This window comes from Amycolatopsis sp. lyj-346 (assembly GCF_046548975.1).
In the GTDB taxonomy this organism is placed as follows: domain Bacteria; phylum Actinomycetota; class Actinomycetes; order Mycobacteriales; family Pseudonocardiaceae; genus Amycolatopsis.
The window spans coordinates 304,800-318,075 of the sequence record NZ_JAJPWT010000009.1 but is presented as its reverse complement, the minus strand read 5'-3'; the positions used below and the strand labels follow the sequence as shown (position 1 = coordinate 318,075).

General features: G+C 73.2%; 12 protein-coding genes. 7 read left to right on the top strand and 5 right to left on the bottom strand.

Annotated elements, in window-relative coordinates; translation table 11 throughout:
• Positions 1 to 23 precede the first annotated feature (23 nt).
• Together ACLJQE_RS26465 and ACLJQE_RS26460 are read left to right on the top strand one after the other, a co-directional pair.
• The gene (locus ACLJQE_RS26465) at positions 24 to 551 is read left to right on the top strand and encodes a glycine-rich domain-containing protein (RefSeq protein WP_410642052.1); all 528 of its coding nucleotides are present in this window, start codon (positions 24 to 26) and stop codon (positions 549 to 551) included.
• Complete coding sequence (locus ACLJQE_RS26460; protein ID WP_410642131.1) at positions 551 to 1,441, top strand: phosphotransferase family protein; 891 nt, start codon at positions 551 to 553, stop codon at positions 1,439 to 1,441. Before ACLJQE_RS26465 ends, ACLJQE_RS26460 begins: the two co-directional genes overlap by 1 nt.
• A 55-nt stretch (positions 1,442 to 1,496) precedes the next feature.
• Here ACLJQE_RS26460 and ACLJQE_RS26455 read toward each other — a convergent pair whose 3' ends face one another.
• On the bottom strand, positions 1,497 to 1,751 hold the full coding sequence (locus tag ACLJQE_RS26455; RefSeq protein WP_410642051.1) for a hypothetical protein: 255 nt from the start codon (positions 1,749 to 1,751) through the stop codon (positions 1,497 to 1,499).
• 55 nt (positions 1,752 to 1,806) lie between these two features.
• Here ACLJQE_RS26455 and ACLJQE_RS26450 point away from each other — a divergent pair, with 55 nt between their 5' ends.
• Positions 1,807 to 2,526, top strand: a complete 720-nt coding sequence (locus ACLJQE_RS26450) for a MerR family transcriptional regulator (RefSeq protein ID WP_410642050.1) — start codon at positions 1,807 to 1,809, stop codon at positions 2,524 to 2,526.
• On the opposite strand, the gene ACLJQE_RS26445 is transcribed toward ACLJQE_RS26450, so the two are convergent.
• Positions 2,519 to 3,742, bottom strand: a complete 1,224-nt coding sequence (locus ACLJQE_RS26445; RefSeq protein ID WP_410642049.1) for an NAD(P)/FAD-dependent oxidoreductase — start codon at positions 3,740 to 3,742, stop codon at positions 2,519 to 2,521. The two genes, ACLJQE_RS26450 and ACLJQE_RS26445, sit on opposite strands and share 8 nt — an antisense overlap.
• A gap of 205 nt (positions 3,743 to 3,947) precedes the next feature.
• On the opposite strand from ACLJQE_RS26445, the gene ACLJQE_RS26440 reads away from it, so the two are divergent.
• From ACLJQE_RS26440 to ACLJQE_RS26430, 3 genes are all read left to right on the top strand, one after another.
• The gene (locus tag ACLJQE_RS26440; protein ID WP_410642048.1) at positions 3,948 to 4,148 is read left to right on the top strand and encodes a hypothetical protein; all 201 of its coding nucleotides are present in this window, start codon (positions 3,948 to 3,950) and stop codon (positions 4,146 to 4,148) included.
• A 116-nt stretch (positions 4,149 to 4,264) separates the two neighbouring features.
• Complete coding sequence (locus tag ACLJQE_RS26435) at positions 4,265 to 6,244, top strand: SDR family oxidoreductase (protein ID WP_410642047.1); 1,980 nt, start codon at positions 4,265 to 4,267, stop codon at positions 6,242 to 6,244.
• A gap of 304 nt (positions 6,245 to 6,548) precedes the next feature.
• Complete coding sequence (locus ACLJQE_RS26430; protein ID WP_410642046.1) at positions 6,549 to 8,339, top strand: hypothetical protein; 1,791 nt, start codon at positions 6,549 to 6,551, stop codon at positions 8,337 to 8,339.
• Between the two features lie 18 nt (positions 8,340 to 8,357).
• Here ACLJQE_RS26430 and ACLJQE_RS26425 read toward each other — a convergent pair whose 3' ends face one another.
• Complete coding sequence (locus ACLJQE_RS26425; RefSeq protein ID WP_410642045.1) at positions 8,358 to 9,680, bottom strand: PLP-dependent aminotransferase family protein; 1,323 nt, start codon at positions 9,678 to 9,680, stop codon at positions 8,358 to 8,360.
• A 70-nt stretch (positions 9,681 to 9,750) separates the two neighbouring features.
• On the opposite strand from ACLJQE_RS26425, the gene ACLJQE_RS26420 reads away from it, so the two are divergent.
• Complete coding sequence (locus ACLJQE_RS26420) at positions 9,751 to 10,407, top strand: O-methyltransferase (RefSeq protein WP_410642044.1); 657 nt, start codon at positions 9,751 to 9,753, stop codon at positions 10,405 to 10,407.
• Position 10,408: 1 nt separating this feature from the next.
• Here ACLJQE_RS26420 and ACLJQE_RS26415 read toward each other — a convergent pair whose 3' ends face one another.
• Both ACLJQE_RS26415 and ACLJQE_RS26410 read right to left on the bottom strand, forming a co-directional pair.
• On the bottom strand, positions 10,409 to 12,289 hold the full coding sequence (locus tag ACLJQE_RS26415) for a transglycosylase domain-containing protein (RefSeq protein ID WP_410642043.1): 1,881 nt from the start codon (positions 12,287 to 12,289) through the stop codon (positions 10,409 to 10,411).
• A 96-nt stretch (positions 12,290 to 12,385) separates the two neighbouring features.
• A complete protein-coding gene (locus tag ACLJQE_RS26410; RefSeq protein WP_410642042.1) occupies positions 12,386 to 13,111 on the bottom strand; it encodes a FadR/GntR family transcriptional regulator in 726 nt (241 codons plus the stop codon).
• Positions 13,112 to 13,276: the final 165 nt, after the last annotated feature.

The window sequence follows — 13,276 nt, the reverse complement described above, 5'->3', positions numbered from 1 at the left end:
GGGCGGTGATCGACACTCAAGGCGTGACCACGACATTCGACGAAATCGGCAGCGGAGACAACCTGGCGAGCGCCGAGAAAGAACGCGACGGGCAAGACCTCGTTCCGGAGGAGCTCTTCGACCGGCTTGTCGACCGGATCGCCCGGGAACACCAGCTCGGCCGCGAGTACGCCGTGCGGATCATGGGTCAGGCACTCGCCTTCCTGGGCACCTGCGCCCGGTCAGCCGAACCGCTCGCCCCCAGCGACATCGTGGACATCGGCTGGCACACGTTCCTGCTCTACACCCGCGAGTACGCGGGCTTCTGCGATCGGGTCGCCGGACGTTTCATCCACCACGAACCGGCCGATACCGGGCTCGTACCGATCTCCCGGACGCCTCGGGAGACTGCGAGCCGAACGATCACCGCCGTCCGGCTCGCGGGATTCGCGGTGGACCTTCCACTGTGGACCACTCCGGCGGACTGCCACCAGTGCAACCAGGGTTGCACGCACTCCAGCGGCGACACCGGCTGCCACCACCTCGTCGGCGCTGCTACGGTCCGGTCGTGATGGAGCGGTACTCCTGGGCTGCCCTGCCGGATGCGGTACGCGACGCGGTTCAGCGTCACGTCGGCCCGGCCACTGCCGTCCGCGAGGTCGAGCGAGGTCAGAACTGCTCGATCGCCCTCGTGGTCCACGGCGGTCAGGGTGACGTCTTCGTGAAGGGTGTCCGAGGTGTGAGCCCCCAGATGCGGTGGCTTCGCAACGAGGTCGCTGCCGGCGGCTTGGCGCCCGGGGTCGCTCCGGACGTCCGGTTCTGCGCGGACGTCGACGCAGAAGACCGCTGGTTCGTCGCGGGATTCGAGTTCGTTCACGGCCGGCCGGCCGAACTGTCACCCGGGTCCACCGACCTCGAGCTGGTCGCGGCGACTGTGACCGGGCTGGGTGAATTCCCCGGCGGCGTCGCGCCCTCGCTCAGCGAACGCTGGAACGTGTCGGACTGGTGGCTCCGATGGGCGGCCCTGACCCCGGACCCCGCGACCGGTTGGGACCTCGACCTGCTGACCGAGTGGTGCCACGCCGTGCCCGGCCTGGTCTACGGCGACTCGCTGCTCCACACCGACCTTCACGAGCACCAGTTCGTCATCGACGACGCCGGATCGGTCCGGGTGCTCGACTGGGGGCGGCCTGCCTCCGGAGCACGCTGGGTGGACACCGCTTTTCTCGTCGTCCGGTTGATAGCCGCCGGACACGAACCGCGTGCGGCCGAGGCGTGGGCGGAGACCGTGGCCGGCTGGCCGCCCCGATCGGACGGGGCCGTCACCGCGTTCGCGTGCTACGTGGCCGGTCTGTGGAGCTACCGGGCCGTTACGACGCCCTTCCCCGGTGCGACGCGCCTCAGCGAGGCAGCCCAGTCCTACCTCCGATATCGGCTGGTCGAGCAGCCACGACTCGGCTGAGCTCAGGACAGCACGGCACGGCCGCCGGGACTACGCCGGTACCGGCAAGGCGACGTCACTTCCTGAGCAGGCGTTCCAGCTCCTCGCCCGCCGGTTCGTGGCCTGCGTCGGCGATGCGCTGCAGTTCCAGCAGGTCGCGGGCGGCGACCGCGCGGCGGGTGAGCAGCTCGCCCGCTCGTTCGCAGCCTTCGTCCAGCAGCTCGCTCAGCTCCTCGACGTCTCCGCGGGTGTCGGCGAGGTCGGCCAGGCGGTCGAGGGCCGTTTCGTTGCCCTCGTCGGCCAGTGCGCGCAGGGTTTCGTGATCGGTCATGGGAGCCAGCATGCAACCTTGCCCCTGGGGCAAGGTCAAGTGCGAGGATGGCCGCGTGCTCACCATCGGACAGCTCGCCCGGTACGCCCGCGTGACGACCAAGACGATCCGCGTCTACCACGCGAAGGGCCTGCTGCCCGAGCCGGAACGCGACGCGTCCGGCTACCGCCGCTACCGCGCTTCCGACGCCGTCGAGCTGATCAAGATCCGCACGCTCGCCGAGGCCGGCGTCCCGCTGGCCCGGATCCGCGAACTCCGCGGCGGTGACGGGCTCGCGGCGGCGCTCCGGCAGATCGACGACGACCTCGCCGCGCGGATCCAGGCCCTGCAGACCACCCGGCAGCGCCTCCGGCAGCTGGCCGACGGCCGCCTCTCCCCTCTGCCGGACGAGGTGGTGGCCCACCTCGCCCGCCTGCCGGGCCTCGGGTTCAGCGAACGCTGGGTGACGCTGCAGAACGACCTGTGGACCCTGGTGTTCGCCACCCACCCGGAGACGGCTCGCACGAACTTCCGCGACCAGGCGGCGATGGTCGCCGACCCGGCGCTGCTCTCGCTGGTCCTCGAGTACGACCAGGTGCACGACGCCGATCCGCACGACCCGCGCGTCGACGCCCTGGCCGGGAAGATCGTCACCGCGACCCGCGCGCGCTACGGCGACGATCTGCCCGCCTACGACCAGGGTTCCGCGATCCCGGCGCTGGTGCAGGGTGCGGTCAACGCGTCGTCACCCGCTTGGCGACGGCTCGACGCCCTGATCCGCGAACACCTCAGGTGAGCGACGCCAGGTCGGCCGTCTTGAGCTGCTCCGCCGTCACCTTCGCGTGGCCGTCGACCAACGCGCCCAGCGCGTCGCCGTCGTCCCACATGTTCACGTTCATCGCCGCCGCCACTTCGCCCTCGCGCAGCCAGAACGCCGTGAACTCCCGCGAAGCCAGGTCGCCCCGGACCACCAGCTCGTCCGAAGCCGGGTCCGCGAGGCCGCGGTACTCGCAGCCCAGGTCGTACTGGTCGGTGAAGAAGTACGGCGACGCCACGAACGGCTCGTTTCCGCCCAGCAGGTTCTGCGCCACGTGCGTGCCCTGGTCCTTCGCGTTCGCCCAGTGCTCCACGCGGACCCGGCGGCCGAACCGCGGGTGGAAGTGGGCCGCGATGTCGCCCACCGCGTAGACGTCGGGGGCCGCCGTGCGCAGGCCCGCGTCCACGGACACGCCGCCGTCGTCGGAGAGCTCCAAGCCCGCCGCGTGGGCCAGCTCCACCCTCGGGACCGCGCCGACCGCGATCAGGACCACGTCCGCCGTCAGCTCTTCGCCGCTGCCCAGGCGGACGCCTCGGACGCCGTCCGGGCCGCCCGTGATCTCCGCGACCTGCTCGCCCAGGCGGTAGTGCACGCCGTTCGAGACGTGCAGGTCCCGGAACACCCCGCCGACCGTCTCGCCGACGACGTTCGCCAGCGGCACCGGCACCGGGTCGACGACCGTCACCTCCGCGTTGTGCGTCCGGGCCGCCGCGGCCGCTTCGGAGCCGATCCAGCCGGCGCCGACGATCACCACGTGCCCGGCCGCGGCGAACGCCGAACGCAGCTTGAGCGCGTCGTCGAGGGTGCGCAGCGTGTACAGCCCGGGCAGGTCGCCGCCGGGCACGGGCAGCCGGCGCGGCCGCGAGCCGGTCGCCAGCACGAGCCGGTCGTAGCCGTGCTCGCCGCCCGCGTCGTCCAGCACCAGCCGGGCGCCGAGCTCGATCCGGGTCGCCGTGACGCCGGCGCCGAAGCGGATGTCCTTCTCGGCGTAGAACTTCTCTTCGTGCACCCAGTCCGGTTCGTCGGCGTTGCCGAGCAGCACGCCCTTCGACAGCGGGGGCAGCTCGTACGGGCGGTGCGGATCCGCGCCCAGCAAGAGGATTTCGCCGGTGTAACCGCGTTCTCGCACCGCGGCCGCCGCGGATGCCCCACCGAGGCCCGCACCGACGATGACGATCTTCCGCGGTTCCGACATCCATACCTCCCAGAGATGGCTTGTGATCCGGACGCTACTCCCGAACCGGCCGCGCGACGACCCGTAAGTACGCCGAAAAGCCGCAAAGCGCAAGACAAAACCCGCGAGTAGGCAGATCGGGTGAACCCGCGTCATAGCGCCGCCGGGGGCCGCTCCCACCCTCGTTCGGAGCACGACCACGACAAGGGAAGCGAGGGCGGCGACCATGAGTCGGGGCGAGTGGTCGATCGGCTGCCGGGATCTGGCCGGCAGGCGCAGGGACGTGACGGTGTTCGTCAGCAACGACAAGGTGGTGCTGGTCGCGCCGCCGGGCGAAGCGGCGGTGCTCGGGCCGCTCGACGTCGGACGGCTGCGGGCCGCGCTGCGGGACGCCGTCGTGGCGACGACCGACGACGAGGAAACCTGATCCGGGGGTTCCGAGGGGGTGGAGCCCCTTCGGGGGGCCGACCCCCGCGAACACTGACAACTACCGTTCCTACTTTTCAGTAGGTTAGAGTCCGTCCCGACGAGAAGGGACCGGCCATGACGACCTACTTCGTGACGGGCGCGACGGGCTTCATCGGGAAACGCCTGGTCGCCCGGCTGCTGCGGCGGCCGGAGACGTCCGCGGTGTACGCACTGGTGCGGGAGACCTCCCGCGAGCGCCTGGCCGGCCTGGCGCGCGACTGGCCGGGCGCGGACAAGCTGCACCCGGTGCTCGGCGACCTCGCCGAACCCCGGCTCGGCGCCGACCCCGCCGGACTGCCCCACCTCGACCACGTCGTCCACCTCGGCGCGATCTACGACCTGACCGCCGGCGAGGAGGCCAACCGGCGCGCCAACGTCGAGGGCACCCGCCACCTGCTGGCCTTCGCCGCCGCGGCGCAAGCGGGCCTGGTGCACCACGTGTCGTCGATCGCCGTCGCCGGCAACCACGCCGGGCGGTTCACCGAGACCGACTTCGACCTCGGCCAGCGCTTCGGCTCGCCGTACCACGCGACGAAGTTCCAGGCCGAAAAGCTCGTCCGCGAGCAGCCGCTGCCCTTCCGCGTCTACCGGCCTTCGGCCGTCGTCGGCGACTCGCGCACCGGCGAGATGGACAAGGTCGACGGGCCCTACTACTTCCTCCCGGCCATCTCGCGGCTGGCGGCCCTGCCCCGGCGGCTCCCGCTGGCCGCGCCCGACCTGGGCGCGACGAACCTGGTTCCGGTCGACTACGTCGTCGAAGCGATGGAACACCTGATGCACCGGGACGCGCCCTCCGGGACGACCTACCACCTCGCCGCCGCGCGCCCGCAGTCACTCGGCTCCGTCTACAACGCCTTCGCGCGCGCCGCCGGCGGACCGGAGATCCGGGCCGTGCTGCCCGCCGGGCCGTCGGGCGCGCTGCGGCGCGCGGGCGGGCGCCTGGCCCACGCGGCCGCGGCCGGGATCGACCGCGTGCCCGGCGGCCGGGGTGCCCGCGCGGCCGTCCTCGAGGAACTGGGCGTCCCCCTGGCCGTGCTGCCGCACCTGACCATGGACGTCGTCTTCGACACCGCGCGCACCACGACGGCGTTGTCCGGCAGCGGCATCGAACTCCCGGAGCTGCGGGACTACGCCGCGCCGCTCTACCGGTACTGGCAGGCCTGCCTCGACCCCGACCGCGCGCGCCGCACCCACGGCCTGGCCGGGCGGACGGTGCTGATCACCGGCGCGTCGTCCGGGATCGGCCGGGCATCGGCGCTCGCCGTGGCACGCAAGGGCGCGAAGGTGATCCTCGTGGCCCGCCGCGCCGCCGAGCTGGAAGAACTGCTGGCGGAAATCGTCGCGGCCGGGGGCGCCGCCGCGGCGTACCCGTGCGACCTCACCGACGGCGACGCCGTCGACGCGCTGGTCAAGGACGTGCTCGGCGACCACGGCGCGGTGGACGTGCTGGTGAACAACGCCGGCCGGTCGATCCGGCGCTCGGTCGCGCTGTCCACACAGCGGTTCCACGACTTCGAGCGCACGATGGCGATCAACTACTTCGGCCCGGTGCGGCTGGTCCTCGGCTTCCTGCCGTCGATGGCCGCCCGCCGGTTCGGCCACGTCGTCAACGTGACGACCCAGGGCCTGCAGACCGACACGCCGCGCTTCTCGGCCTACCTGGCGTCGAAGGCGGCACTGGAGGAGTTCGGGCTGAGCGCCGGACGCGAGACGCTTTCGGACGGCGTCACGTTCACGTCGGTGCGGATGCCACTGGTCCGGACGCCGATGATCGCGCCGACCGGCTACCGCGGGATCCCGTCCAGCAGCCCGGAACGCGCCGCGGCGCTGGTGGTGCAGGCGTGCGAGGAGCGGCCGGAAATCCTCAGCCTCCCCGAAGGCCGTGCCGCCGAACTGGCGACGCTCGCCGCGCCGCGGCTGGCCCGGTTCGCCGCGCACCTGGCCTACCGGGCGATGCCGGAGTCCGCGCCCGAGGCACGCGGTCTTCCCCGCCCGTCCGCGCCGGCGTCGGTCGCGGCGGCGGTGACCCGCCTCATCTGGCGCCGTCGTGCCTGATTTTCGCGAATTCCGCCGAAACGGTGGCACGCACCCGACGCTGCTTCTAACCTCGCGCGAGTCCCGTACACCCGTACGGGCTTCAACTGGGGAGTTCGAAATGCCGGTATCCAGCACAGGGCAACGCAGCGCGGCGAACGACAAGACGGCCGTGATCGGCACCGCGCGGCGCACCCTCGGGTGACGTCGGTGCGAACGCCACCCCGGTCACCCCGGGGTGGCGTTCGCACCGGTCCGCCGGGTGCGCGCCCCGGCCGCTACCATCGCTTCCCGGGTGTGATCGGGAGCGGAAGGCGGGCGGGGCGTGGACGTGGCGAGTCCTGCGCACGTCGCCACGGCACCCGCGGCGCACCGGCCGACCCGGCCGCTGCTGCGCTGGAGCATCCACGCCGGCTGGGTGCTGCTGCTCGCGCTGGCCACCGAACTCCGCGTCGGCCGCTTCGGCTTCCACCCCTCCGACCAGGGCTTCATCCTCGCCCAGGCGTGGCGCGTGCTGCACGGCGAAGTCCCGCACGCCGACATCATCTCCGCCCGCCCGCTGGGGTCCGCGGTGCTGCACGTCGCCGACTACGTGCTGCCGATGCCGCTGTTCTTCGGCTCCAGCTTCCTGTCCATGATCGAGATCGTGGTGGCCACCATCGCGTTCGCCGCGCTGGTCACACGGCGCCGCGTGCTCGAGTGGGGCCCGGGCATGACGGCGATGGTCGCGGCCGCGTCGCTGATCAACCTCAACGCCTTCCCCCTGATGGCCTGGCACACCGTGGACGGCATCGCGCTCACCGCGTGCGGCGCCTGGGCACTGGACGCGGGCCTGGGCAGCGGCCGCGCGTTCGCCCGCCGCGGCGGGCTGGTGCTGCTCGGCTGCGCGGTGTTCGTCAAGCAGAGCTTCGCGCTGGCCGCGGTGATCGGCGTGCTCTGGCTGCTGCTGCACCCGGCGACGCGGGCGGGCGCGCTGCGCACGGCGAACTGGTGGCGGCGGCTGGTCCTCGACCTCCTGGCGCTCGGCGCCCCCGGGCTGGCGTACGTGGCGTGGGTCGGCCTCGGCGGCGGTTTCACGGAGATGGTCGAGCAGCTCACCGGCGGCGTGCCCGCGTACGGCCAGCGGCTGCTCGGGCTGTGGCTCGACGACCCGGAGGTGCTGACCAGGGCACCCGTGCGGGAGCTGAGCTTCTTCGCCGCGATCGCCGTGGTGCTGCTGGCCGTCCGGCTGCCCGGTGACCGGCTCGGCGCGGCCGGGCGGGTGGCGTCCTGGGTGCTGGTGTTCGCCGGCGCCGCGGCGGTGGTCTGGACCGTCGTCGACGGCCGGTTCACCGGCTCCTCGCGCTGGGCGGACGTCCTGTGGTGGATCGTCGCGGTCAGCGTGCCGGTGTACGCGGCCGTGCGGCGGAAGGTGCCGTGGGCCGGGCTGCTCGTGCTCGCCACCGGGTTCATGACCAGCCTGTCCTGGGGCAACGACACGCCGACGCTGCTCACCGGCACCCTGGCGCTGACGGCGTTGCTGCTGCTGAGCCACCTCGTCCCGCCCCGGCCGCGGCTGGCCCCGCGCTGGGTCACCGCGACGGCCGGGTGTGTGGCGGTGGCGGTCTGCGGCTGGGTCGTCGTCGCGCGCCACGACCAGGCGGCCTACCTCGACCTCGGGCACGACCGGCTGACCGAGGACCTCGGGGCGGTCACCCCGGCGATGTCCGGCATCCGCACGAACCCGTCGACGTTCCGGTACGTGCAGCAGATCCGCGACTGCGTGGACCGCTTCCCGGCCCGCCGGACGGCGGTCCTGCCGGACAACGCGTTCGCCTACCCGGCGTTCGGCCTGCGCAACCCGTTCCCGCTGGAGTGGCCGCTGCCGCTGGAGATCGTGGGCGACGCCCCGGAGCGGATGCTCGCGAAGACGGCGGAGCTCAACCGCGAAGGCGGGTACCTGGTGCTGTTCCAGACGGTCCCGACCGGGCTGCTGGCCACCGGCGGCCCGGTGCCGCCGGAGGTGCCGCCCGACACGCCGGTGTTCACGTACCTGGGGCTGGAGACGGCGATCCAGGCCCGGCTCACCGGCCGCGTGGTGACCTGCGGCAGCTTCGTGGGCAAGTACGCGCCCTGACCCCGGGCCACGGCGCCGTCAGTCGGTCAGCAGGTCGTCCGGGTGGCCGCTCGCCAGGTCCGCCAGGACGTCGAGCGCCGTGGCCAGCGCCGGCACCGGCGGGGCCGACACCGCGATCCGCACCGCGTTCGGGGCGTGCCCGGGCAGGACCGCGAACGCCGCCGCCGGGGACAGCGCTATCCCGCGGCGGGCCGCCGCCGCGACGAACGTCTCCGCCCGCCAGTGCTCCGGCAGCTCCCACCAGCGGTGGTACGACGCCGGGTCGCCGCGCAGGCCCGGCAGCTTCTCCGCCACCACGGCCGCCCGCGCGGCCGCGTCACGCCGTTTCGCCGCCTCGATCCCGGCGAGGGTGCCCGTCACGATCCACTGCGTCGCCGCCTCGACGGCGAAGCGCGACGCGGCCCAGGCGCCCGAACGCACCGACGACGCCAGCCGCGCGGTCCAGGACGGCGGCGACACCAGGAAACCCGCCGTCAGCCCCGGCGCCACCCGCTTGGACAGGCTGTCGACGAACACCGTGCGCTCCGGCGCGTACGCGGCGAAGGGGCGGACGTCGTCCCGCAGGAACGTGTAGATGCCGTCCTCGATCACCGGCAGGTCCAGGCGGGCCGCGACCTCGGCCAGCTCGGCGCGGCGCTGCGGTGGCATCGTCGTGCCGAGCGGGTTGTGCAGGGTCGGCTGGACGTAGAGCGCGCGCACCGGCCCGGCCGCGGCGAGCGCCGACGGCACCAGCCCGGCGGAGTCGGTCTCGATCGGCACCAGCTCCACGCCGAGGCGCGCCGCGAGGGCCTTCACCACCGGGTACGTCAGCGATTCCACCGCGAGCCGCTCGCCGACCGGGACGAACGCGGCGATCGAGGCCGCCAGCGCCTGCCTGCCGTTGCCGGTGAACAGCACCGTCGCCGGGTCCGGGCGCCAGTCGCCGCGGGCGAGCAGCCCGGCCGCCGCCTCGCGGGCCACCGGGGTGCCCGCGGCACCGATCGGGTGCAGGGCCGCGGTCAGGACGTCTTCGCGCAGCAGCGGTTCCAGCGCGCGGGCCAGCCGCGCCGACTCCTCCGGCAGGACGGCGAAGTTGAGCTCGAGGTCGACGCGGGCGTCGCCGGGCTCGGCGAGGGCGGGTTCGGGCGGCGGCTTGGCCGCGCGGACGAACGTGCCGCGGCCGACCTCGCCGACCGCGAGGCCGCGCCGGACGAGCTCGCCGTAGACGCGGGCGGCCGTGGAGCCGGCGATGCCGCGCTCCCGCGCGAAGCGGCGCTGGGGCGGGAGCCGGTCGCCGGGACGCAGCCGGCCGGCTTCGATGTCGGCGGCGAGGGCGTCCGCGACGACGCGGTAGTCGTCCATGGTCACCTTTCCGCCGAAACGCCGTCGGCGAGCATGATCCCATCCGGGCTAAATTGATCGTGGAGGTGCCATGACCGACCAGACCTGGACCGAAGTCGACGACTACCTCGCCGGCGCGCTGCTCGCCCCCGACCCGGTGCTCGACGCCGCGCTGGCCGACGCGGACGCCGCCGGGCTGCCGCCGATCGCCGTCGCGCCCAACCAGGGCAAGCTCCTCAACCTGCTGGCCCGGCTCGCCGGGGCGCGCACGATCCTGGAGATCGGCACGCTCGGCGGGTACAGCACCATCTGGCTCGCCCGCGCGCTGCCGCCCGGCGGCAAGCTCGTGACGTGCGAGTACGAGCCGAAGCACGCCGAGGTCGCCAAGGCGAACCTGGCGCGGGCGGGCTTCGGCGAGGACGTCGCCGACATCCGGGTCGGCGCCGCGCTCGACACGCTGCCCACGCTGACCGGGCCGTTCGACTTCGTGTTCATCGACGCCGACAAGGCCAACCTCGCGAACTACGTGCGTGCCTCGCTGGCGCTCTCCCGGCCGGGGACGACGATCGTCGTCGACAACGTCGTCCGGCGGGGCCGGGTGGCCGACGCGGGCAGCGACGACCCGAACGTCCGCGGCGCCCGCGAGATGTTCGCCCTGCTGGCCGCCGAGGACCGGATCGACGCGACCGCCGTCCAGACCGTCGGCGGCAAGGGGCACGACGGGTTCGTGCTGGCCCTGGTCCGCTGACTCACCGCACGGGCCGCGTCACGGGCGGCGGTCCCCCGTGCGCGGCCGTCATGAACGCGCGCCAGACGTCGGCCGGGACGACGTCGCCGGTCAGCTTCCGGCCGCTCGCGTCCTTGAGCCGCCGCTCGTCGTCGGAGCCGACCCAGACCGCCGTCGCCAGCTGCGGGGTGTAGCCGACGGCCCAGGCGTCCTGGTTGTCCGGGCTGGTGCCGTGCTCGGCCTCGCCGGTGCGCAGCGCCGCCGGGCGGCCGCCGGGCAGCACCGTGCCCAGCGTCTCGGTGACCTCGGCGGCGATGCGGCGGCTCTCGTCGCCGAAGGCCGGAGCCGCGCTGTCCGGGTGTTCCCAGACGACCGCGCCGCTTTCGTCGCGCACCTTCGCCACCAGGTGCGGGGTGGCGCGCCGGCCTTCGGCGGCGAAGGTCGCGTAGGCCCCGGCCACGTCCAGCGGCCGCAGCGGGTACCGGCCGATGGCGATGCCCGGCCCGATCAGGAAACCGTCCTTCTCGCGCAGGGTCGGGACGCCGTCGACGGCGTCCGGGATGCCGGCCAGCCGGGCGGCCTCGCTCAGCGCGTCCGGGCCCAGTTTCTTCGCCAGCGCGACGAAGGGGCCGTCGGCGTGCGTTTCCATCGCCGTGCGCGGGGTGCACTTCGGGCCGCAGACGTCCGGGTACTGGAAGTTCTCGCCGAGGAACGTCAGCTTCGACGGCGACGGGATCGGCCGGTCCACGCCGTAGCCGCGGCGCAGGGCCGCGGTGAGGGTGAACGGGTGGAACGCCGTGCCGAGCGCGTGCGGGGTGCCCGCGTAGTCGCGGACGCCCTGGCCACCGCCGTGGTAGGCGCGGACGGCCCCGGTCGCCGGGTCGATCGCGACGACGGCCCCGCGGAACTCCGGCGGCTCGCCGTTCAGCCTGTCCCGCAGTGCTTTCTTCGCGGCATCCTGCCGGCTGCGGTCCAGCGTCGTCTCGACCGTCATGTTCCCCTGCTGGAGCCGGCCGAGCGGGAAGCCGTCCTGTTCCAGCTCGGCGAGGACCTGCTGCTTGATGTGGAACTCGTCGTAGGTGACGCGGCCCGCGCGGGTCTCCGACGGCGGCTGGATCTCGTTGCCGGGGTAGGCCATCTTCTCGTCGCCGGTCACGTACCCGCGGCTCACGAGCTTGTCGCGCACGTACTGCCAGCGCCGGGTGGCGTGGACGTCACCGGAGGCGGCGGGGTCGTGCACCGACGGGGACTGGATCATCCCGGCGAGGAACGCGGCTTCGCTCCAGGTGATGGAGTCGTCGAGCGGCCTGCCGAAGTAGGCGTTCATCGCCGCGGCGGGACCGAACGTGCCGCGCCCGAAGGAGATGATGTTGACGTAGCTTTCGAAGATCTGTTCCTTGTTCTGCTCCTGGGTGATCTTCGTGGCCAGGACGAGCTCGGCGAACTTGCGCCAGAGCGTCGCGTCTTCGTCGCCGGTGGACTTCTTGATGTACTGCTGGGTGATCCCCGAGCCACCGCCGACGCCGGTGAGGAAGGCGCGGCCGATGCCGGTCGGGTCGAAGCCCTGGTTGTCCCAGAAGGTCGGGTCCTCGGTGGCGATGATCGCGTCCCGCAGCTTCGCGGGCACCTGCGAGTAGGGGACGAACCTCCGGTCGCCGTCGGCCGGGATCACCTTGAGCAGCTCGGACCCGTCCGCGTAGTGCAGGACGACGGTCTTGTCGAGCCCGGCCAGCACTTCACGCGGACTGCGGACGTCGAGCACGAGGTAGGCGACCCAGAAGGCGATCAACGGGCCGCCGATCAGGACGGCGAACGTCCAGCCGGCGATCCGCCGGACGCGGCCCCACCGCCCGGTGTCCGGCTTCGCGGGGGTTTCGGCTTCTTCCTCCGTCGGCAAGGTCACGAATGGATGACGGCCGGACGGGTGAAAAGGTTCTGTGGAGAAGCACCGAGGGTTGTTCGAATCCTGTGAAGGCGAATCCGTCGAAACCCGGGAAGCTCAGGAGAGGAACGCGCGCAGCAGCGAGGCCGTGCCCTCGATGTGCTCGGCCATCGCCCGGCGCGCGGCGGGCGCGTCGCCGGCCAGGATGGCGTCCACGATCGCCTCGTGCTGGGCGTTCGAGTGCTCGAGGTTGGGCGGGAGCAGGGGGATCCGGTCGAGCAGCTGGTTGACGCGGGTGCGGGCGTCGGCCATCGCCGTGGTCAGCGAGCCGGACGCGGTCACCTCGGCGATGGCCAGGTGCAGCCGGGAGTCCTTCCGGCGGTAGTCGTCGAGGTCCGCGCCCGCCGCCTCGGCGAGCGTGCCGGTGAGGTGCTGCCGGTCGGCCGGGCTCAGCGACCGCGCGGCGGCCATCTCGGCGGCGCCGGTCTCGAGGACGTACCGCAGGCTCAGCGCGTCTTCCAGCGAAACGACGTCGACCTTGCCGCTGGGTGACCGCTCGGCCGGCGAGGGCAGGCTTTCGTTCACGAACGTGCCGCCGTAGCGCCCCCGGCGTGACTCGACGTAACCGGCGTCGGAGAGCGCCCGGATGGCCTCGCGCAGGGTGACGCGGCTGACGCCGAGCCGTTCGGCGAGCTCCCGCTCGGACGGCAGCCGCTCCCCCGCGCCGACGACCCCCAGCCGGATCGCCTGCAGCAACCGCTCGACGGTCTCCTCGAAGGCGTTGCCGGTGCGCACCGGCCGGAACAGCGCTTCGCCGGCGTTCACCACCGAGGTCGACTCCATCCCGCGAGTCTAGGCGCTGTCCGGCCGGCCACGGGCGGGCGCGGACCGGGGCGATCATCACCCTGTGTTCGCGACCCGCGTTCGCGGGGCGGAAAACCGGTGGCACCGGACGGCCACTCCCGGCGACGATGGGGTCACCGACACCGAACATCGACGCAGGGGGCG

Bases quoted from the DNA above. Each gene is read 5' to 3' on its own strand.
- ACLJQE_RS26445 (WP_410642049.1), bottom strand. From the start codon at position 3,742: ATGTCGGAACCGCGGAAGATCGTCATCGTCGGTGCGGGCCTCGGTGGG.
- ACLJQE_RS26420 (WP_410642044.1), top strand. From the start codon at position 9,751: ATGACCGACCAGACCTGGACCGAAGTCGACGACTACCTCGCCGGCGCG.
- ACLJQE_RS26410 (WP_410642042.1), bottom strand. From the start codon at position 13,111: ATGGAGTCGACCTCGGTGGTGAACGCCGGCGAAGCGCTGTTCCGGCCG.
- ACLJQE_RS26455 (WP_410642051.1), bottom strand. From the start codon at position 1,751: ATGACCGATCACGAAACCCTGCGCGCACTGGCCGACGAGGGCAACGAA.
- ACLJQE_RS26440 (WP_410642048.1), top strand. From the start codon at position 3,948: ATGAGTCGGGGCGAGTGGTCGATCGGCTGCCGGGATCTGGCCGGCAGG.
- ACLJQE_RS26460 (WP_410642131.1), top strand. From the start codon at position 551: ATGGAGCGGTACTCCTGGGCTGCCCTGCCGGATGCGGTACGCGACGCG.
- ACLJQE_RS26425 (WP_410642045.1), bottom strand. From the start codon at position 9,680: ATGGACGACTACCGCGTCGTCGCGGACGCCCTCGCCGCCGACATCGAA.
- ACLJQE_RS26435 (WP_410642047.1), top strand. From the start codon at position 4,265: ATGACGACCTACTTCGTGACGGGCGCGACGGGCTTCATCGGGAAACGC.